The following is an 18,039-nucleotide window of genomic DNA, read 5'->3' on the forward strand; positions in this document are numbered from 1 at the left end:
ACGATGTACCGTTACGACGAATTTGATCATGCCTTTGTCAGCGAGCGCGTCGAGCAGTTCCGCGACCAGGTTCAGCGCCGCCTTTCCGGCGAGCTGGCCGAGGATGCGTTCAAGCCGCTGCGCCTGATGAACGGCGTCTACCTGCAGCTTCATGCCTATATGCTGCGCATCGCCATTCCCTACGGCACGCTGAGCGCGCGCCAGCTGCGCATGCTCGCCCATATCGCCCGCACCTATGACCGTGGCTATGGCCACTTCACCACGCGCCAGAACCTGCAGTTCAACTGGCCGAAGCTGTCTGACATTCCCGATGCGCTGGCCGATCTGGCAAGCGTCGAGATGCATGCGCTGCAGACCTCGGGCAACTGCATCAGAAACGTTACCGCCGACCACTTCGCCGGGGCTGCCGCCGACGAGATCGCCGATCCCAGGCCCTATGCGGAAATCCTGCGCCAGTGGTCGTCCGTTCATCCGGAATTCTCCTTCCTGCCGCGCAAGTTCAAGATCGCCGTCACAGGCGCTGAGCGCGACCGCGCCGCCATTCAGGTCCATGATATCGGCCTGCACCTGAAGAAGAACGACAAGGGCGAGATCGGCTTTGCCGTCTATGTCGGCGGTGGCCAGGGCCGCACGCCGATGATCGCCAAGCTGATCCGCGACTTCCTGCCCGAGGAAGACCTGCTCTCCTACACCACGGCGATCGTACGCGTTTACAATCTGCACGGAAGGCGCGACAACAAGTACAAGGCTCGCATCAAGATCCTCGTGCATGAGACCGGTGCGGAGGAACTAACGCGCCAGGTGGAGGCCGAATTCGCGGCCTTGAAGGATACGGAACTCAAGCTGCCGGAAAAGGACGTGCAGGCGATCGCCGCCTATTTCGCGCCGCCTGATCTGCCCGCCCGCGCCGAGGGCTGGGAAAACCTCGCCCGCTGGAAGAAGGCCGATCCGGCTTTCGCCCGCTGGGTCCGGCAGAATGTGCAGCCGCACAAGAACCCCGATTACGGCATGGTGACGATCTCGCTGAAGCCGATCGGCGGCATCCCGGGCGATGCCACCGACACGCAGATGGATGCGGTCGCCGATCTTGCCGAGGAATATGCCTTCGACGAAATCCGCGTGAGCCATGAGCAGAACCTGATCCTGCCGCATGTGGCGCTGGCCGATCTGGAAGCGGTCTATCGCGGCCTCGTCGCCATCAATTTGGCCGAAGCCAATGCCGGCCTGATCACCGATATCATTGCCTGTCCGGGACTGGACTATTGCGCGCTAGCCAATGCGCGCTCCATTCCGGTCGCGCAGGAAATCTCCCGCCGTTTCGGCAATCCCGAACGCCAGGCCGAGATCGGCGAACTGAAGATCAAGATCTCCGGCTGCATCAATGCCTGCGGCCATCACCATGTCGGCCATATCGGCCTGCTCGGTGTCGAGAAGAAGGGCGCCGAACTCTACCAGATCACGCTAGGCGGTTCGGGCGACGAACATACCTCGATCGGCGAAATCATCGGCCGCGGCTTCGAGCCGGACCGGGTGACGGATGCGATCGAGACGATCGTCGACACCTATCTCGGCCTGCGTCTCGATCCGTCCGAAACCTTCCTCGCCGCCTATCGCCGCGTGGGGCCGCAGCCTTTCAAGGATGCACTCTACGGCTCGGCCGCCGAAGCGGCGTAAGGAGGGAATGATGACGAAGATCTGGAGAGAAACCGGTTTTGTCGACAACGATCCCTGGGTGATCGAAACCGACGAGGTGAAGGCATCAGGCGCGCAGAAGCCGCTGCTCGGCCTCGACGAACTGATCGCCAGGGCCGGTGAAAGCAATGATGTCGGCCTCGGCGTGCTGATCAAGCCGGCAGACGACGTGCGCCGGCTCGAGCCCTACCTCGACCGCCTTGCAATCGTGGCGGTCGCCTTTCCCGCCTTCAACGACGGCCGCGCCTTCAGCCATGCCTCGCTGCTGCGCCAGCGGCTCGGTTACGGCAACGAGTTGCGCGCCGTCGGCGACGTGCTGATTGATCAGGTGCCGCTGATGCTGCGCGTCGGCATCGACAGCTTTGCCGTCACCAATGCCACGGCGCTGAAGCGGCTTGCAGAAAACCGTCTGCCCGCCATTCCCCATCATTATCAGCCGGCGGTGCGTGACGCCGAAGCCGGCAAGGGCTATAGTTGGCGCCGTCAGGCGAAGCCGGCCGCATAAGCGACGGGTCCGCCGTTTTACGATGGCGGAATATAGCATGAAGACATTCGAAATCGCGGTGATCGGTGGCGGGCTCGCCGGCATGATCGCCGCCATTGCGCTTGGCCGCGGCGGCCGCAGCGTGGCGCTGGTGGCTCCTGTTGCGGCAAAGGAGGACCAGCGCACCACGGCGTTGATGGATCAGTCGATCCGCTTCCTCGATCGCCTGACGCTCTGGGAAAAACTGAGGTCGGCGGCAGCCCCGCTGACCAGCATGCGAATCATCGAGGGCACCGACAGGCTGCTGCGCGCGCCGACCACCACCTTCCGCGCCGCCGAGGTCGGTCTTGATGCCTTTGGCTACAATTTCCCCAATAAGGTGCTGACCGACATCCTCGAAGCGGCCACGGCCGGCGAGGGCAATATCACCCGCTTCACCGATATGGCCGAGTCGATCGACATCTCCGCCGAGCGAGTGTCGCTCACGCTTGCCGGCGGCGAGGTGCTGACGGCCGATTTTGCCGTTGGCGCCGACGGCCGCGGCTCGAAGCTGCGCGAGGCGGCAGGTATCGGCGTGCGCAACTGGTCCTACCCGCAATCGGCGATGGTGCTGAATTTCGCCCATACGCTACCGCACCAGAATATCTCCAGTGAATTCCACACCAAACATGGCCCTTTCACCCAGGTGCCACTGCCGGGTAGCCGCTCCAGCCTTGTCTGGGTGCAGGATCCCGCCGAGGCGGCCGCCCGCATGGAACTGCCGCTGGCCGAACTGGGCTCTCTCGTCGAAGCGCAGATGCAGTCCATGCTGGGCAAGGTGAGCGTTGAGGAAGGTGTGCAGGTCTGGCCGCTCTCTGGCATGATGGCTCATCGTTTCGGCAAAGGGCGCATCGCGCTGATCGGCGAGGCCGCCCATGTTTTCCCGCCGATCGGGGCGCAGGGGCTGAACCTCAGCCTGCGCGATATCATGGCGCTCACCGATATCCTCTGCGACCGGGCGGAATTGCCGCTGCCGGCCGATGCCGGCGAAAGCTTCGACCGCCGTCGCCGCGCCGATATCATGACGCGCACGGCGAGCGTCGATCTGCTCAACCGCTCGCTGCTCTCGGATTTCCTCCCCGTTCAGATGCTGCGCGCTGCCGGCCTTCATATTCTCTCGGCCATTCCGCCGCTGCGCAACCTGGTCATGCGCGAGGGCATCGAGCCCGGCCGGGGCTTTCGCGATATTCCGGATTCGTTAAAGCAAAAGCTGAAGCGGAAGAAGGCCTGAGCGGATCGCGATCAGCCAGAGCGAAACGCTGGCCACCGAAAGCACGGTAGTGATCAGGATCGTCGCCGAGGCACGCTCTTGCCAGACGCCATATTGCTGGCCGATGACGAAGACATTGGTGGCCGTCGGCAGGCAGGCGAGCAGCACGGCCGCCTGGATCCAGACCGGCTCGAAACCGCCGATAACAGTCAGCGCCACAAAAACCAAAATCGGGTGCAGGATCAGCTTCGCCGGCACAATATAGGAAATCTCCGCCGGAATCCGCTTCAGCGGCCTCAGAGCCAGCGTCACGCCCATGGCGAACAGCGCACAGGGCGCGGCCGCCTGGGCGAGGTAGTCGACGAGGCGCTGTAACGCCAGCGGCTGATCGATGTGGAAGGCGGCGACGGCAAAACCTGCCGCGGTCGACAGGATGAAGGGATGCAGCGCCACCTTGCGGGCAATGTCGGCGGCAAGCCGGCCAGCCGAACGCTTGTCGTCGCCTGCTGCGGCCATCAGTGCCGGCGCCACGATGAAGTGCAGCGCGTTCTCGAAGCAGATGATCAGGGCCACCGGCACTGCAGCGCCTTCGCCGAGCGCCAGCAGCGCCAGCCCCGGCCCCATATAACCGATATTGCCATAGGCGCCGGCAAAGGACTGGATGGTGCATTCATCAAGCGGATTGCCACGCACGAAACGACCGATAACAAAGAGCAGGATGAAGACCGCATAGGTCGCGGCGATATCGGTGACGATGAAATCGATCCGCGTCAGTTCTTCGATCGGCGTGCGCGAGACGAGCTTGAAGAACAAAGCGGGCAGGGCGGCATAAATGATGAAGGTGTTCAGCCAGCCGAGCGCCTCGGCCGGCTGCTTCGTCGCCTTGGCGGCGGCATAACCGATCAGGATCAGGCCGAAGAACGGCAGCAGCAGGCTGATGATGTCGGCCAAGGAAAAGTCCGGTTGCGCGGGATGGTTGGCGGGGAAGAATCTCTTCTAGCCGATTTGCATCAGGATCGGAAAGGTTTGCTGGAACCAGATCGCCACATCGCTGACCCAGCCGAACAGGAAGGCGAGGCCGGTGAGGATCAGGAGGACGCCCATCACCTTCTCGACGGTACCGAGATGGCGGCGGAAACGTGACAGGAAGCGCATGAAGGCCCCGGAAAAGCCCGCTGCGATCCAGAAGGGGATCGCGAGACCCAGCGAATAGATGGCCAGCAGCCCGGCGCCGGAGCCGACCGTCTCGCGCGAGGCGGCGACGCCGAGGATGGCGCCGAGTACCGGTCCGATGCAGGGTGTCCAGCCGAAGGCGAAGGCAAGGCCCATGATATAGGCGCCCGTCAGCGTCGCCGGCTTGCCGCCGGCCTGGAAGCGCGCCTCGCGGGCGAGCAGACCGATTCGGAAGAGGCCGAGGAAATTCAGCCCCATGACGATGATAACAAGCCCGCCGAGCTTGGAGAGCAGGTCGAGATGCTGGCGAAGCGCCATGCCGATGCTCGAAGCGCCGGCGCCGAGCGCCACGAAGACGGTGGCAAAGCCGAGCGTGAAGAGCAGCGCCGAAAACAGCACGCCGCGCCTGATATCGGGCGAGACCGCCACCGCGCCGCCGCCGCGGAACTGCTCGACCGATATGCCGGCCATATAGCAGAGATAGGGCGGAACGAGGGGCAGCACGCAGGGCGAAAGAAAGGAAAGCGCCCCTGCCAACAACGCGCTCCACAGGGAAATATCGGCAATCGACACGCATTCTCTCCGGCTGCAATATGCGTCCCGTTCCTAGCGTCGCAGGCGCGGGATTGCCAATCACCTTTTTGCGTGGGCGAGAAATCTGCCTTTGCGCGCCAGAGAAATGTGCCCCACCTTTGCAAAAGCCGAATTTTTCGGTTGACCGCAATCGGTCACCTGCCTATGTTCCGCCCACTTCCAGCCGGGGTGCCTCACACCCGCGGAGAGGGAGAGCGTAGCTCAGCCGGTAGAGCAACTGACTTTTAATCAGTAGGTCTCGGGTTCGAACCCCGACGCTCTCACCAAAAAACTCCAAGAAACATAAGCGGATAGCTTCGGCGGCCGGAAAAACTGTCGGTCCAAAGGTCGAAGGCACCGTTACAAATTGGAACGCTGCGACCGCCGCCGACATCGGTTTCAATGACGCCCGCATACTCCGCCTTGCCGCCCACGGGGCCGTCAGCGCGTTTCATCGGCAAGGCCGGGAATATGCTCCGTGCCGAACTTCGCGCGTGTGGGGCCGCCCGGTAGGTTCCGCGCTGCTGCACCTTCAGTTGAAACGATCTTCGGCCCCGCGAAGTTTATTTGCATGACCAAAGAGGAATTCTGCGAACGGTTCTTTCAACGCATAAGGTTCCACTGCCGTTCGGGCCGCAGGCCGTTCGGGCTGGACCCCAAGACCTACTGCGACAAGATCGCTCCAATCTACTGGCGCGAGTTGGGGAATGAATTGAGCCCGGAGGAATGCGCCGATCAGGACGTTGCCTATTGGCCCTGACCAGCCGCTCAAATATGAAACGGGAGCTTCCTCGGCCGCCGATCGACTTAGATCGAGGCCGCCGCCAAGCGCCGCCTCGCGGATGAATCTGACGCGGCTGAGGCGCGGGCGAGATAGCAACGGACGGACGGCGCAAAACCGTTCCAGACGCAATCGGTATTCCCTTGAAGATCAACTAATAATTGGGATAGCGGCGCTATCGATCTCTGTTTCGATGCGCGATCTGGGGTATCGCCACATCGATATGAACTTCGGCAGCCAGTTGACCATGGGCGTCCCGAATCTCGATCGCCTGCGGGAGTTCTTTCTGATTGGATAAGATGGCCCTGCCAACGAGCTCTCTGAGAGCTTCACCGGCCTCTTCTCTTGCTGCTTCCAAGTCCAGGAATGTCTCACCGTCTGGATCAGTCACGACGTGATCAGCGTGTTTGATATGAAAATAGTAGGTCGACAACGGCCTGCACTCCCCATCTCCAGCCGCTCCCGCGTCTGGCAATCACCTGCAGGTTGGCGACTGAGAACGAGGCATTTTCCAGGCCTGGCTACACAGCTGGCATCCCCCGCAGTTGTAGCCAAACCAAGTTTTCACATGCAGGTTCCGCTGGGTGGAGCATATTAGCAATTTGGATTACAACCGTATCGATTTCCTCGCTCGTGCGTTTAGGAGGGCGAATGGCCTGAATCGGCAAAGGACGTATGCCAACGCAGTCACACGGAGGCGACGCTGTGACAAAAATTGTGCAGAAAGATACCAGGAACAAGTTGCTGCGAAGGCTTCCAGAGGAGGCTTTTGATCTTATCGCATCAGACCTGAAGCGTGTTGATCTTCCAGCCCGCCGGTCGTTAGTTGAACCTAATCAACCCATTGAGCACGTTTGTTTTATCGAGAGCGGCCTGGCTTCAATGGTGGCCGCGGCTTCGAACGGGATAGGCATCGAGGTAGGTCAGATTGGATACGAGGGGATGAGCGGATATCCGGTGGTGCTCGGCGTCGATCGGATGCCAAACCGCGCTTTCATGCAGATTTCAGGGGTCGGGCTAGAACTGCCCGCCAGCCGCTTCCTGAGGCTTTTGCGCGACGAAGCAACTCGTCTAATGTTTCTCCGCTATGTCCACACGCGGGAGCTGCAACTGGCTTACTCGGCATTGGCGGCGGGCCGATACAACATGCACCAGCGTCTCGCGAGATGGCTGCTTATGTGCCATGACCGTCTTCTCGTGGACGATATGCCTGTTACTCACGAGTTTTTGGCGTTGATGCTTGGCGTGAGGCGATCCGGGGTCACCGACCATCTGCATATCCTGGAGGGCATGCGCGCCATCAAGTCGACGCGAGGGAACGTCAAGATTTTGGACCGCCAGATTCTCCTCGATGTTGCCGATGGTTGTTACGGCGCTCCGGAAGCCGAGTACGAACGGCTTCTTGGGTATCCGCCGTCAGACGATCAAAGACCGGCAAGATTGAAGGGGGTGTGGGGTCGGTGGTCCGGTTCTACGATCGAACATCGATAAGCAGGCTCAACAAACTGTCCTCATCCTTCACGCCGTGCTGATAGGACTGAATGATCCGAGAGGCGAGGTCCTGGCGCTGCGGGTCCGAGGTGATCTTCTTCACCGATACGACGTGATCGAAGACCCGCTGGCAAAGGGCCACTTCGGCTTCATTCAGCACGTTCTGCGCCTGTGCTATTGGCGATGGGATCATGACAGCCTCATTTCCCTGGCAAGCGAAGGGTAGGGCTGAAGCGCGCCTGATCAAGCAGGATCGCAAACACGAAGTATTTCGTGGATTAATCACACCAATCGTTTCGTTGAGCGGGGCTCCATGTCCGGGCGAATGCCTCCCGGAGCATCTTGGCTCCGATCTCTTTCCATTCGGTCGATAGATGCTGACGAGCGGTCGGTGCGATGGCGTCCGGTCCACCGCGCCGGTGAATTAGCCAAAAGTTCTTTCAGCCTTCCCCTTGGCAATCAACGCCAGCTTCCGTTCCTTGAGACACTTTGCGTGGCTCCCGATCTCCGGCGTGTCGATGCCGCTGACGAATGGAACGCCTTCCCCCCAGCAATCGCATGTTTTGCCCATCGCGCTTGGCGTGTCGCCGTCGATGGCCGTCAGCGTGGCGCAGGCGATGAGTTCAGCGAGGAGCCAGCGTGACCCACACAGCATCAACTTACCCTCGATCCCTATGCTAATGCGCATCGAACCGTACATAGCCTTTTGTTCCCGTCATGATAGTTCTTTATTATGAGCCTTTCGGCCAGTTGAAATTTTTCGCAGTGCTCCTCTACCCTCTTGCATGCCTCCCGGGACTGCACCTCCACCACTGGTAATACATAAAAAGGACGCCCCGATTGTCCTTTGAGCAATCTGCCAAAAGCGCATCGTCAGGACTAAGCTGTACGGGTTCGTGTTTGGAGCAGTGCCATGGTGCTGGTCGAATACTGCCTGCACAAGCTTGGAAGCTTTTTTTACAATACTTATTATCTGAATGGTAAGGCAATGGCGCTCAGTTTCGCCATTTCCATTGGTCTGGTGCTGACGGTTTTCGCGGTGGAACTCACTTATGTGGGGTTCGGCAATTCCGGGTTCCGTCGGGTTTTCTTCGAACGCAGCAAATCCACAATCACCGACATCGTCTATTTCGTCCTTCAGGCGACGGGAATGATTACGCTATTTGCAGCGCTCGCATCTTTTGGTCTGTCCTATGCCATCACCCGCGCGGCTCAGGATGCCCCCCACCTGGACCTTGGCCGGAGGTTGCCAGGCTGGGCACATGTCCTCTTGTTCCTAGTGCTGACAGACTTCTTGAGCTATTGGCAGCATAGGTTGATGCACCGGCTGCCCGTGCTATGGCGGCTGCACGAATTTCACCACGCAGCGGAAGAGTTCAACGGGCTGACTTCGTCGCGGGAGCATCCGCTGGAGAAGGCCATAAACATGGCCATTATGGTCGTTCCGGCGCTGTTTATTGGTCTGCCAACGGCCGAGTTCGCCGTCGTGACCATCACCTTTAACGCCATTGGTCTGGTCAAGCACAGTGCCATTCCCTGGCATGGCTGGTTTGGCAAATACGTGATCCAGTCACCACGCGACCACTTCATCCATCACTCCCGAGTGCGGGAACATCACGACAAGAATTTCGCCAATTATTTCCCGATCTGGGATCATTTGTTCGGAACCTATTACAAGGGCGATGCAGACGGTGCAAAGCTCGGTCTGGACCGCGACTACTTCAACCAAACCGATCCGTTCCGCGAAACCATCGCCACAGAAATCCGTTTCGTCCAACGCGCGTGGCAAGCTGCCAAGGCCAAGTGCGGCATAAGCCCCGTAAGCGGAAAACCTGCCTCGCCGCAGGGGCTGTCCGGCTCGGAACAGCGCCGGTAGCGAGCTGGCATCGCTCTGTTGTGATAAGCGGCAGCTTTCTGGAATCCACGAACTAGCTCCGATTGACAGAAATGGGTCGATTCCAGCCGCCGCTTCCGCTCCAACAAAGCCGGGTTTAATGCGTTGAGGAGCCGATCGCAAAGGGGAACTCCGACCGCTGCGCGATCCATCAATCCCCGATGGGCATGGCGCGTGAATGCTTATTTAGGTTACCCGAAGTGACGGTTGCGCCCGAGGTTGAAATCATGCAGGGGCGATTATCGCTCTGTAGCCCGGAGACTGCGATGGATATGACCACCCTCAGCGAACGGCTTTTTGGCCTGTCCTTCCTGATGCTCTGGGTGTTGCTGGTAATCCTGCTCTTTAGCGCTGTGCGTCATGCGTTGAATGCAGAACCGAAGGACGATGATCGGTTCCGCGCGCAGGATCAGTCACATGGACGCATAGTCCGGCATCTCCTCGAAGGCGACAGGCGGAATAGGGCCATGGCCCAGGCTGTCGAGGCCAAGGCCACGTCCTATTTCGCGCGCCGCACCGGCAAAATCCATCTGGCAGCGCTCGCTTTCTTCATCGTGGCGACCTTGTGTCTGGCGCTCTGGAATCGTCATGAGGTCAAAATGCAACGGGCATCCCAGATCCAAGTTACATCACCGCTGCAGCACGAGGATAACTGACTTCGGGCAGTCGCTATTCCTTCGGAATACAGCCCACCTGATGTTTAGTCGGCGTCAAAAAAATTCTCCAGATGAGCTGCCTGCCTTGGCGGGTTTATTCGCCCCCTTCAAAAGAAGGTGCCCTTCCGCAAATTTGGTCAGCCTTCAAGCCGTTGCGGACCGCAGGTCAATCGCTCACAGTTAGCCAGCCTTGAGGGATCATGCATGTTCAATGTTCCGAAATACCTTGTCGCATTTTACATGAGCTTGGCGACGCAGACCGCCTCGACCCAAACAGTTGAGCCCGGCAGGTGCTACAACGAAATGGCAGGCGTCATCGCAGCGATCGACGCAGTGATGTCACGAGAGAAGGCAGATATTTCCGGCTACAGCAAGCGCTTGCAGCAAAAATTACCCAAGGGGCCCTGCGATATTGAGGCAATTCGCGCTGTGGCGACGAGTTCTCCTCGTTTCCGATGGTATAAGATTGGTAAAATGTCTGACATGTTCAGGTTCTCGAATGAAGAATTGGTTTCTGATTTTTGGATTGATTTGAATACGAAGGAAATACCTAGAGATTCTTTGTGGATACGCGTGAAAAAGACGGAGTACGACTATGAATAAAAACGATCTTACATGGTCGTGAGGTTGGAGGGCTAGCCACCTGTAGAGGTGAAGGACGGCGTGCTGCTAGTGACGAGCCGGTCGAAAGCCCCGACATCGAGTGCCTTGGCGACAGCATGGCGAACTTGGCGGCTCACACGCCTGGGACTCGGCCGACTAGTTCTCGATAACCTCACGGCTCAGCACGATGATAGCGTCTCCTGTTGCGGGCAGCAGCGCATCGCCGTTCAGCGGCATGCTGTTCCTTCTCCATTTACGGCGCCGACGACTCCCTCGGAGAAGGCGCCGACACGGAAGCGAAGCGGCGCCAGTGCGACTGAGGGTAATGAGTTTCCCGACCGCCGCGGCTCACTGCTACACAGTCTAGCCCCATATGCCGCGTGAACCGTGACCTGGTTCGGAGTCACTGAAAAGCCCCGCCGAAACACGGCGAGGCTCTGATGCTAACGATCTGAGGGACTGTTTTTAGAACTTCACACCGATGCCGAATTTCAGTTCGTGCTGGTCGAGGTCGACATCAACACCCAGGACATCTTTTTCGCCGAAGTCGTTGAAGCGATATTCGCCGCGAACGAAGATGTTGTTGGTAAAGGCAAAGTCAACGCCGGCGCCGACGGTGTAGCCGTTGAAGGTTTCCGTTTCCTTGTCGAATCCCGGGACGTCGACGTAACCGCGTGTGGCAGTCCAACCAGCTGCGCCGTAGATGAGTGCCTTGTCGAAGGCGTAACCGACACGACCGCGAACAGCGCCCGCCCAATCGGTTCCAACATCTGCCCCCAGTGCCTCCTCTTCATTCCAGTTGTATTCCAGGTTGCCCTCGATGCCGACGACAATGCTGTCGAACTGGAAGTTGTAACCGGCAAATGCGCCGAAGACACCACCGTTAAAGTCCTCAGAAGCGCTGAGGCCGCCGGCGCTGAAATCACCGTCGAGCCATCCCGCGCCGCCATCGATACCGAAATACGGACCCGACCAAGTGAAGACGGGTGCCGCCGCAACAGGCGCGGTCGGAACGTCCTGAACGACATCGGCCGCGAACGCGGTCGTGGCGACAAGTGCGAGTAAGGCGGTGGCGATAGTAAACTTCATTTGTGTACCCCATGGCATTGATTGCAACCACAGGGTATAGCGACATCTCAACAAAAGGCTGTAGCAACAAGGACACACTCGCGAGATTGTACGCTATAGTACAGGTTGTGTTGTGGCCGGGAGTGAGACGAGCCTAAGCCCACGTCAGATGAAACAATTCGGGAAGGCTCCGTCACCGCTGGACGATCACGCGGGTCCCCGGCTGCACCATATCGTAAAGCTCCTCGACATCCTCGCGGTACATCCGAAAGCACCCGCTTGATGCATTGGTGCCGATGGAGGAGGGATCGTTGGTGCCATGGATGCGCAGCAGTCCGTCGGCAAGGTAGATCGCGCGAGTTCCAAGCGGATTTGCGGGCCCGGGATTCACCACTGCCGGGAGCCTTGGGTTCTTCTGGCGCATGCTGGCTGTTGGGCGCCATTCGGGATGCAGTCGTTTCGACACGACCCGCGTTGTTCCGTACCATTGTTTGCCTTCGCGGCCGACGGCGATGGGGTAGGCAAACTGCTCACCCGCTGACGTCGTGTAGATTAGGGTGTGCTCACGCGTGGCGATGACGATGGTTCCTCTGCCAAGGCGCGTCGATGGTTCCCGACGTTCTGGAAAGGGTTCCCGATAACCAGGTTCTGGCTCGTAGTATGGAGGAGGGGGATAGGGGCTGTAAGGTTCATCATAGCCATAGCCGTCGTATTCATCGTATCCATCATACGGCGTGTAAACTTGGGCTTGGGCATGCACCACTGTCAGGAACAGGGCCGCAGCAAGGAGAACCAGCAATCTCATTCTTCGCATCCGCTTGTTATACAACCATGATTGGGCCGAATTCTATGGCGGCACTGTGGCGGGGTAGATCTCCGTTTGGCGGTGATCTTTCGCCGCTCCCGTTCTCCTGACTTCGCTCATCGAGCCCACGAACCCCGACGCTCCCTCCCAAAGGAGGCTGCGATCGGTGATGTGTTTTTGCTGAGCGAGCCTTTGCAACGGTCAAGGATGGGCGTCGGCTTGCCACCCGCCAGAACAGATGCGCCCACATCTTCTTTTCGTCCAAATGAATCGCAGCCGCCGTCATCTTCCGGCGCAAATCAATGAGCCCTGGGCCTAAACCTTGCCCAGATGCTTCGGCCAGAATTCCTGGTGAACTTCGGCGGCTTCGTCTTCGAGGTTCGTCGGGCCAACCACCGTGACGGAACGCGCTCCGGTCTGCAACACCGCCCGGCTGGGTACATTCAACCCGATCCCGGCAATCTCGCCGAGCCGCGTTTCCGAGCACGCAAACACCATGCGGCCGATGCCCGACCAGTAGATCGCCCCGGAGCACATCGCACAGGGCTCAGTGCTGGTATAGAGCGTGCAGTCGGCGAGAAAAGCAGGGTCGTGGTGCCGCGCCGCCAGTTTAACCAGATTCATCTCGGCGTGGTTTGTCATATCGTGGCCGGTGAAGACACTGTTTTCGGCGCGCAGGATGACTTTGCCGTCCTTTACAAGGACGGAGCCAAACGGTTCGTCGCCGTTTGCCATCGCGGATTTCGAGAGCGCAATCGCTTCTCGCAGAAACGGCTCGTGATTTTCCATGAGAACCCCCAGGTTAGCGCGGGATGATCTTCCCTCGGATCGGAAGGATTTCCAAGCGCTGCAAATCAGAATCGAGATTGGTGATCTGAATCGCCTTCCGTGCAAATGCAGACGGGCCGCCCCAGACTTTCATTCTCGGAACCAAAAGCACCCGCATCGACTTTGACCCTGATCTATCTTGGAGGTCCCCCTGATGGACAGAACACCGAAAACGGCCATCCGCGGAATGATGTCGTATGTGCTTGTTCTTCTTGTCCTCGGCATCCTGGCGGGCGCCGTTTATACGCTCTATGGCCATCCCGCCGATCCGTCCGAGCGACCGGCGACTGAGACCATTCCGCAAAAGGCGACAGCTCCGCAGTGAGAGGCGTCACGACAGCTTTTTGATCGGTCGTCCTCCGGAACGAATGGTGAAAGATGGGCGCTCTGTCGGATCCGGCGCCTACCCGGTCCGGTCGTGTTTCAACGCCCGCGCTCCACCGCGAAACAGCGCGCAAGCGGCAACCAACAGGGCTTTGGAAGCAAGGCAGAAATTCTGTCGCAAGTCCTTCCCACCATTAGAGAGCTTATATTTATAGGGGGAACAACCTGCGACAGGGGAAATCGGCACCCGAACCGGGATCACGAAATCGGGAAAGGTCAACGCGCCGGGTCGGCCCGCTATGGCGGATTTTGCGCTCGGAAGTGTGAACAGAGGAGTTCACGGATGAAAGAACATGCGGTCATCATATCGGGAGGAGGGCCGACGGGGCTGATGCTGGCGGGTGAACTGGCCCTGGCGGGTGTCGATGTCGCCGTCGTCGAGCGGCGCGAGAACCAGGAGATCGTCGGTTCGCGTGCCGGCGGTCTGAGTTCGCGCACGCTCGAGGTTCTCGACCAGCGCGGCATCGTCGATCGGTTCCTGGCGGAAGGCCAGATCGCCCAGGTCACTGGCTTTGCGGTCACGCGGCTCGATATCAGCGATTTCCCGACGCGGCACAATTATGGGCTGGCCCTGCGGCAGAAGCATATCGAGCGCATCCTCGCCGGCTGGGTCGGCGAACTGCCGGTGACGATCTATCGCGGCCGCGAACTGACTGATTTCGAGCAGGACGAGGCCGGCGTCACCCTCGAACTCTCCGATGGTACGTCGCTGCACGCAGGCTATCTCGTCGGCTGCGATGGCGGCCGCAGCCTGGTTCGCAAGCTGGCGGGCATTGCCTTTCCGGGATGGGACGCGACGACCAGCAATATTCTCGCCGAGGCTGAGATGGAGGAAGAGCCGCCGCTCGGCGTCCATCGCACGGCGCTCGGCATGCATGCCTTCGGCCGCGAGGAATATGAAATCCGCGACGGCAAGGTGGTCTTCGCCAGCGAAGGTCCGATCAATGTCATGGTCACGGAAAAGACTGCCGGGGGCACAGGCGAGCCGACGCTTGACGATCTCAAGCAAGCGCTGATCGCCGCCTGCGGAACCGATTATGGGATCCACGGCCTGAAGTGGATATCAAGGTTCACCGATATGTCGCGCCAGGCGGAGGTCTACCGCAAAGGCAGGGCGCTGCTGGCGGGTGATGCCGCGCATGTGCATTCGCCGGTCGGCGGGCAGGGCCTCAATACCGGTGTGCAGGATGCCGTCAATCTCGGCTGGAAGCTTGCCCAGGTGGTGAAGGGCATATCGCCCGAAGCCCTGCTCGACACCTATCACGCGGAGCGCCATCCGGTCGCCGCCCGCGTGCTGCGCACGACGATGGCCCAGGTCGCGCTGCAACGGACCGATGATCGCACCGAGGCTCTCAGAGAGGTCGTGCTGGAACTGCTTGGGCTGGAGGAGGCGCGCAAGAAGATCGCTGCCGAAATGTCCGGACTTGGCATCCGATACGACTTCGGCGAGGGGCATCCGCTGCTCGGCCGCCGCATCCCTGATCTCGATCTGGTCACGCCGGACGGCCCCTTGCATCTCTTTACCCTGTTGAGAGAGGCGAAACCGGTGCTGTTGAACCTCGCCTCGCGCGGCAGCCTCGACACCGGGCCATGGTCAAGCCGCGTGCCTCTGGTCGAGGCCAGCTATGATGGGCCGTGGGTGCTGCCGGCGCTGGGGGCGGTTGCGGCGCCGACTGCGGTGCTGATCCGGCCTGACGGATACGTGGCATGGGTGGGCGAGGGATCCGGGAATGGCCTCGACGCAGCGATGAGCACCTGGTTCGGGCCGCCTCGCTAATAGGGGAAATGCCGCAGCGCTAAGCGGCCAGCGAAATCGGCGCGCCGTCTGGCATTGGCTCCGGCATCGGTTTGCCGCGGCGCTCCCAGGTGCGGCGGCTGATGCCGAAGGCCTCCCAGGGGCGGGCTGCGCTGAGGGAGTTGTCGAGATATTCGGCCCTGGAAACGGCGCCGGCGGCCCGCCGCTGCTCTTCCTTTCGGCTTCGTTCGCGCTGGCGCCGCTTTTCCTTCTGCAGTTTTGCTCTTTTCGCCTTCGGCACGTCGAAGGCGCCGATGGTGCGAATGTCGAGCGCGCTGCGTTCGGCGTAGCTCAGATGCAGGGCGTGACCGAGTGCATCGGCGGTGAGGGGAGAAAAGCGCACTCTCGTCCGCTCATAGATGATTTCCTCGATCACGGCTTTTTGAGCCCACGGCAGCCACCGCGCCGCCCAGCCGAGAACCACCTCGACAAAGCCTTCCCCGAACTCGACAAAGGCAAGACCGGCGATCACCTCGACATAGATCAGGGCGTCATCCGCCTCGGGCACGATCTCGCCATGACGATGCCGGATCAATTTCTCGATCTCGCGCATCCGGCCGCGGAAATGGTTCCAGCGGCCGCCTCGCATTCGGCGCTGCACGGCCTTGTAACCCAGGAGACAGTCGCCGATCTTGATCGCGGTTATATCGCGCGCAAGACCAGCCGCACGATCGGCCTCGTCAACTCGATCTGCCGATTCAGCCTCTTCATCCGCGCCGACGAGACGATCCATCGTTTCTCCTTTGCGACCAGGCCCGAGAGGCCGAAACGAGTGACTGTAGCGGAAGCGGGGGCGGTGAAGCTCGCTTTTTGTGCGCGAGATCCACCGATTTTCGCGGGTGGTGGCGCAACTGCAAAACGGACGATCCCGTCCGGTTTTCGGGCGCCGCCGGACCCGGCCTGTCGGTGGCGAGCGGCACCCGGCCCGGTCGATTTCTATTGGGAATGTCCCGTGTTATCATTCCTGGACTGACGTCATGAGCCGTATTGTCAGCACAGAGACTTGTCCGATGAGCGAAATGGACGTGCTTTTTGCCAGCCTGCGACAGGCGGCTGACCCTGAGACGGTCGAGCGCATCGAAAATGTCGTGAAGCATGGCCATGATCGCGATCTCAATCGCATCAATGCGCTCGCTTTCGCCGATAAGCATCATCTCGATGAAGAAAAGACCATCGCCGCCTTTCTGCATGCAGCCCGAATCGGCGCCTTTGAGATGACCTGGAACGTGCTTTGCCCGGGATGCGGCGGCGTCCTTGACAGCGGCGCAACCCTCAAGGGGGTCAATCAGGACACCTATCATTGCGCCCTCTGCGCAGCCGGATACGAACCGACCCTCGACGAGATGGTCGAGGTCACCTTCACGGTCAGTCCGCGCGTGCGCAGGATTGCCGCCCACGAGCCAGACCGGCTGCCGCCTCTCGAATATTACCGCCAGATTTTCTTCAGCTCCGGCGTCGACCTGCCGGAGGACCTTGAAGCCAGGTTCGACCGCATCCTGCTGGAACTGATCGAGCTGGCCCCGGGCGAGAAGGCCTTCGTGTCGCTGCAGTTGCCGGCGCAATTCGTCATTATCTTCGATGCGGTGACCCATTCGGCCCAGTTCATCGATGTGCAGGGGGAACCCGCCGACGAACGCCAGAACCTCTCGATGGTCATCAGCCGCGGGCATGCTCTGAACGAAACCGTGACGCTACGTCCCGGCACCCTGCGGCTCACCCTCGAGAACCACACCGATCGCCGGGTGGTGCCGAATGTCTGCATTGCCGGCGATGAGCTGCACGACCTCCTGGGCCGCAGGCGGCCATTTCTGACGGCCAAGCGCCTGCTGACGAACCAGAGTTTCCGTGACATCTACCGGACCGATACACTCGACGTCGACCAGCGCCTGAAGATCACCAGCCTGACGTTCCTCTTCACCGATCTCAGGGGCTCGACCGCGCTCTATGAGCGCGTCGGCGATCTTGCCGCGTTCGATCTGGTGCGGGCGCATTTCAGGGTCCTTCACGAGATCGTCGCCACCGAGGCCGGCGCCGTCGTCAAGACGATCGGCGATGCGGTGATGGCGACCTTTCCGAGCCCCGACCGGGCGGTGGCGGCGGCGCTCAGGATGCGGGAGGCGATGCGCCGGCTGAACACCGAACACGGCAGCGAAGACCTCCTGCTGAAAATCGGCATCCACGAGGGACCCTGCCTCGCCGTCAACCTGAACGACAGGCAGGATTATTTCGGCCAGACGGTCAATATCGCCTCCCGCGTCCAGGGCCTTGCCGACCCGAATGTGATCATGACGACCGAGGCGATCGTCGAAGACGCCAATGTCTCGGAGATACTGCGCGACAGCGGCGTCACATCGGCCTCACGAATGGCGGAGCTTCAGGGCATCGGCAGAGAGGTCAGGATCTTCGCTCTGTCCTGAGCCTCATCCGCTGATGGCGGGCTTCGCTGCGGAGCATTGAGCCTCCCGCATCGGCTTCTCCCGACTTCGACGCTGCGTTTGCACGTTCCCTCTCCCCTTGAAACGGGGAGAGGGTAGTCATCGGCGCTTAAGCGCACAACTGAGGC

Annotated in this window: 21 protein-coding genes and 1 tRNA gene; 11 read left to right on the forward strand and 11 right to left on the reverse strand. The window is 60.3% G+C overall.

All coding sequences use genetic code 11. The annotated features are described in order from the left end of the window. Positions 1-3: 3 nt before the first annotated feature. Genes NMA58_RS09010 through NMA58_RS09020 form a run of 3 tightly spaced genes read left to right on the forward strand, consistent with a single transcriptional unit; the run spans position 4 to position 3,446 of the window. Positions 4-1,674 (forward strand): nitrite/sulfite reductase, encoded by a 1,671-nt coding sequence (locus tag NMA58_RS09010; protein ID WP_434713057.1) that lies wholly within the window; start codon positions 4-6, stop codon positions 1,672-1,674. Between the two features lie 10 nt (positions 1,675-1,684). After that, complete coding sequence (locus tag NMA58_RS09015; protein WP_434713058.1) at positions 1,685-2,197, forward strand: DUF934 domain-containing protein; 513 nt, start codon at positions 1,685-1,687, stop codon at positions 2,195-2,197. Positions 2,198-2,234: 37 nt separating this feature from the next. Further along, entirely contained in the window at positions 2,235-3,446 is a 1,212-nt protein-coding gene (locus tag NMA58_RS09020; protein WP_434713059.1) for a UbiH/UbiF family hydroxylase, read from the forward strand. Here NMA58_RS09020 and NMA58_RS09025 read toward each other — a convergent pair. Both NMA58_RS09025 and NMA58_RS09030 read right to left on the reverse strand, forming a co-directional pair. Next, positions 3,414-4,376: an AEC family transporter gene (locus tag NMA58_RS09025; protein ID WP_430959903.1), complete on the reverse strand. Its 963-nt coding sequence runs from the start codon at positions 4,374-4,376 to the stop codon at positions 3,414-3,416. The genes NMA58_RS09020 and NMA58_RS09025 overlap by 33 nt on opposite strands. 45 nt (positions 4,377-4,421) lie before the next feature. Further along, complete coding sequence (locus tag NMA58_RS09030; RefSeq protein ID WP_434713060.1) at positions 4,422-5,171, reverse strand: cytochrome c biogenesis CcdA family protein; 750 nt, start codon at positions 5,169-5,171, stop codon at positions 4,422-4,424. A 211-nt stretch (positions 5,172-5,382) separates the two neighbouring features. Here NMA58_RS09030 and NMA58_RS09035 point away from each other — a divergent pair. After that, positions 5,383-5,458: transfer RNA gene (locus tag NMA58_RS09035), tRNA-Lys, on the forward strand. On the opposite strand, the gene NMA58_RS09040 is transcribed toward NMA58_RS09035, so the two are convergent. The 3 genes from NMA58_RS09040 to NMA58_RS09050 form a co-directional block, all read right to left on the reverse strand. Beyond that, positions 5,453-5,626 carry a hypothetical protein gene (locus tag NMA58_RS09040; RefSeq protein WP_434713061.1) on the reverse strand — a complete coding sequence of 58 codons (174 nt, stop codon included), beginning with the start codon at positions 5,624-5,626 and terminating at the stop codon, positions 5,453-5,455. The genes NMA58_RS09035 and NMA58_RS09040 overlap by 6 nt on opposite strands. A 77-nt stretch (positions 5,627-5,703) precedes the next feature. Next, positions 5,704-6,084, reverse strand: a complete 381-nt coding sequence (locus NMA58_RS09045) for a hypothetical protein (protein ID WP_434713062.1) — start codon at positions 6,082-6,084, stop codon at positions 5,704-5,706. A 43-nt stretch (positions 6,085-6,127) separates the two neighbouring features. Next, positions 6,128-6,385 (reverse strand): DUF6894 family protein, encoded by a 258-nt coding sequence (locus tag NMA58_RS09050; RefSeq protein WP_221113329.1) that lies wholly within the window; start codon positions 6,383-6,385, stop codon positions 6,128-6,130. 272 nt (positions 6,386-6,657) lie between these two features. Between NMA58_RS09050 and NMA58_RS09055 the strand changes: the two genes are divergently transcribed. Further along, positions 6,658-7,443: a Crp/Fnr family transcriptional regulator gene (locus NMA58_RS09055; protein WP_434713063.1), complete on the forward strand. Its 786-nt coding sequence runs from the start codon at positions 6,658-6,660 to the stop codon at positions 7,441-7,443. Here the strand turns inward: NMA58_RS09055 and NMA58_RS09060 are convergent. Next, positions 7,424-7,636, reverse strand: a complete 213-nt coding sequence (locus NMA58_RS09060) for a hypothetical protein (protein WP_434713064.1) — start codon at positions 7,634-7,636, stop codon at positions 7,424-7,426. The genes NMA58_RS09055 and NMA58_RS09060 overlap by 20 nt on opposite strands. 231 nt (positions 7,637-7,867) lie before the next feature. Further along, positions 7,868-8,143, reverse strand: a complete 276-nt coding sequence (locus NMA58_RS09065; protein WP_434713066.1) for a hypothetical protein — start codon at positions 8,141-8,143, stop codon at positions 7,868-7,870. A gap of 213 nt (positions 8,144-8,356) precedes the next feature. Between NMA58_RS09065 and NMA58_RS09070 the strand changes: the two genes are divergently transcribed. From NMA58_RS09070 to NMA58_RS09080, 3 genes are all read left to right on the forward strand, one after another. Then, a complete protein-coding gene (locus NMA58_RS09070) occupies positions 8,357-9,319 on the forward strand; it encodes a sterol desaturase family protein (RefSeq protein WP_434713067.1) in 963 nt (320 codons plus the stop codon). Between the two features lie 284 nt (positions 9,320-9,603). Beyond that, positions 9,604-9,993, forward strand: coding sequence for a hypothetical protein (locus NMA58_RS09075; RefSeq protein ID WP_434713069.1), 390 nt, complete (start codon positions 9,604-9,606; stop codon positions 9,991-9,993). A gap of 204 nt (positions 9,994-10,197) precedes the next feature. Continuing rightward, entirely contained in the window at positions 10,198-10,596 is a 399-nt protein-coding gene (locus NMA58_RS09080) for a hypothetical protein (protein ID WP_434713070.1), read from the forward strand. Between the two features lie 465 nt (positions 10,597-11,061). Here NMA58_RS09080 and NMA58_RS09085 read toward each other — a convergent pair whose 3' ends face one another. The 3 genes from NMA58_RS09085 to NMA58_RS09095 all read right to left on the reverse strand — a co-directional run bounded on the left by NMA58_RS09085 (position 11,062) and on the right by NMA58_RS09095 (position 13,258). Next, the gene (locus NMA58_RS09085; protein ID WP_097598567.1) at positions 11,062-11,685 is read right to left on the reverse strand and encodes an outer membrane protein; all 624 of its coding nucleotides are present in this window, start codon (positions 11,683-11,685) and stop codon (positions 11,062-11,064) included. Positions 11,686-11,857: 172 nt separating this feature from the next. Next, positions 11,858-12,469: a L,D-transpeptidase gene (locus NMA58_RS09090; protein ID WP_434713071.1), complete on the reverse strand. Its 612-nt coding sequence runs from the start codon at positions 12,467-12,469 to the stop codon at positions 11,858-11,860. Positions 12,470-12,784: 315 nt separating this feature from the next. Further along, positions 12,785-13,258 (reverse strand): nucleoside deaminase, encoded by a 474-nt coding sequence (locus NMA58_RS09095; protein ID WP_434713073.1) that lies wholly within the window; start codon positions 13,256-13,258, stop codon positions 12,785-12,787. A 193-nt stretch (positions 13,259-13,451) separates the two neighbouring features. Here NMA58_RS09095 and NMA58_RS09100 point away from each other — a divergent pair, with 193 nt between their 5' ends. After that, positions 13,452-13,622 (forward strand): hypothetical protein, encoded by a 171-nt coding sequence (locus NMA58_RS09100; RefSeq protein ID WP_434713074.1) that lies wholly within the window; start codon positions 13,452-13,454, stop codon positions 13,620-13,622. A gap of 342 nt (positions 13,623-13,964) precedes the next feature. Beyond that, positions 13,965-15,458 carry an FAD-dependent monooxygenase gene (locus tag NMA58_RS09105; protein ID WP_434713076.1) on the forward strand — a complete coding sequence of 498 codons (1,494 nt, stop codon included), beginning with the start codon at positions 13,965-13,967 and terminating at the stop codon, positions 15,456-15,458. A gap of 19 nt (positions 15,459-15,477) precedes the next feature. On the opposite strand, the gene NMA58_RS09110 is transcribed toward NMA58_RS09105, so the two are convergent. Further along, entirely contained in the window at positions 15,478-16,209 is a 732-nt protein-coding gene (locus NMA58_RS09110) for a hypothetical protein (RefSeq protein WP_434713078.1), read from the reverse strand. A 277-nt stretch (positions 16,210-16,486) separates the two neighbouring features. On the opposite strand from NMA58_RS09110, the gene NMA58_RS09115 reads away from it, so the two are divergent. Continuing rightward, a complete protein-coding gene (locus tag NMA58_RS09115; RefSeq protein WP_434713079.1) occupies positions 16,487-17,893 on the forward strand; it encodes an adenylate/guanylate cyclase domain-containing protein in 1,407 nt (468 codons plus the stop codon). Positions 17,894-18,039: the final 146 nt, after the last annotated feature.

Source organism: Rhizobium sp. YTUHZ045 (assembly GCF_051124255.1).
Lineage (GTDB): Bacteria > Pseudomonadota > Alphaproteobacteria > Rhizobiales > Rhizobiaceae > Rhizobium.

Coding starts and splice junctions, on each gene's coding strand:
- NMA58_RS09105 (WP_434713076.1), top strand. CDS start 13,965: ATGAAAGAACATGCGGTCATCATATCGGGAGGAGGGCCGACGGGGCTG.
- NMA58_RS09095 (WP_434713073.1), bottom strand. CDS start 13,258: ATGGAAAATCACGAGCCGTTTCTGCGAGAAGCGATTGCGCTCTCGAAA.
- NMA58_RS09085 (WP_097598567.1), bottom strand. CDS start 11,685: ATGAAGTTTACTATCGCCACCGCCTTACTCGCACTTGTCGCCACGACC.
- NMA58_RS09010 (WP_434713057.1), top strand. CDS start 4: ATGTACCGTTACGACGAATTTGATCATGCCTTTGTCAGCGAGCGCGTC.
- NMA58_RS09015 (WP_434713058.1), top strand. CDS start 1,685: ATGACGAAGATCTGGAGAGAAACCGGTTTTGTCGACAACGATCCCTGG.
- NMA58_RS09110 (WP_434713078.1), bottom strand. CDS start 16,209: ATGGATCGTCTCGTCGGCGCGGATGAAGAGGCTGAATCGGCAGATCGA.
- NMA58_RS09070 (WP_434713067.1), top strand. CDS start 8,357: ATGGTGCTGGTCGAATACTGCCTGCACAAGCTTGGAAGCTTTTTTTAC.
- NMA58_RS09100 (WP_434713074.1), top strand. CDS start 13,452: ATGGACAGAACACCGAAAACGGCCATCCGCGGAATGATGTCGTATGTG.
- NMA58_RS09080 (WP_434713070.1), top strand. CDS start 10,198: ATGTTCAATGTTCCGAAATACCTTGTCGCATTTTACATGAGCTTGGCG.
- NMA58_RS09020 (WP_434713059.1), top strand. CDS start 2,235: ATGAAGACATTCGAAATCGCGGTGATCGGTGGCGGGCTCGCCGGCATG.
- NMA58_RS09040 (WP_434713061.1), bottom strand. CDS start 5,626: ATGAAACGCGCTGACGGCCCCGTGGGCGGCAAGGCGGAGTATGCGGGC.
- NMA58_RS09060 (WP_434713064.1), bottom strand. CDS start 7,636: ATGATCCCATCGCCAATAGCACAGGCGCAGAACGTGCTGAATGAAGCC.
- NMA58_RS09115 (WP_434713079.1), top strand. CDS start 16,487: ATGAGCGAAATGGACGTGCTTTTTGCCAGCCTGCGACAGGCGGCTGAC.
- NMA58_RS09090 (WP_434713071.1), bottom strand. CDS start 12,469: ATGAGATTGCTGGTTCTCCTTGCTGCGGCCCTGTTCCTGACAGTGGTG.
- NMA58_RS09075 (WP_434713069.1), top strand. CDS start 9,604: ATGGATATGACCACCCTCAGCGAACGGCTTTTTGGCCTGTCCTTCCTG.
- NMA58_RS09065 (WP_434713066.1), bottom strand. CDS start 8,143: ATGTACGGTTCGATGCGCATTAGCATAGGGATCGAGGGTAAGTTGATG.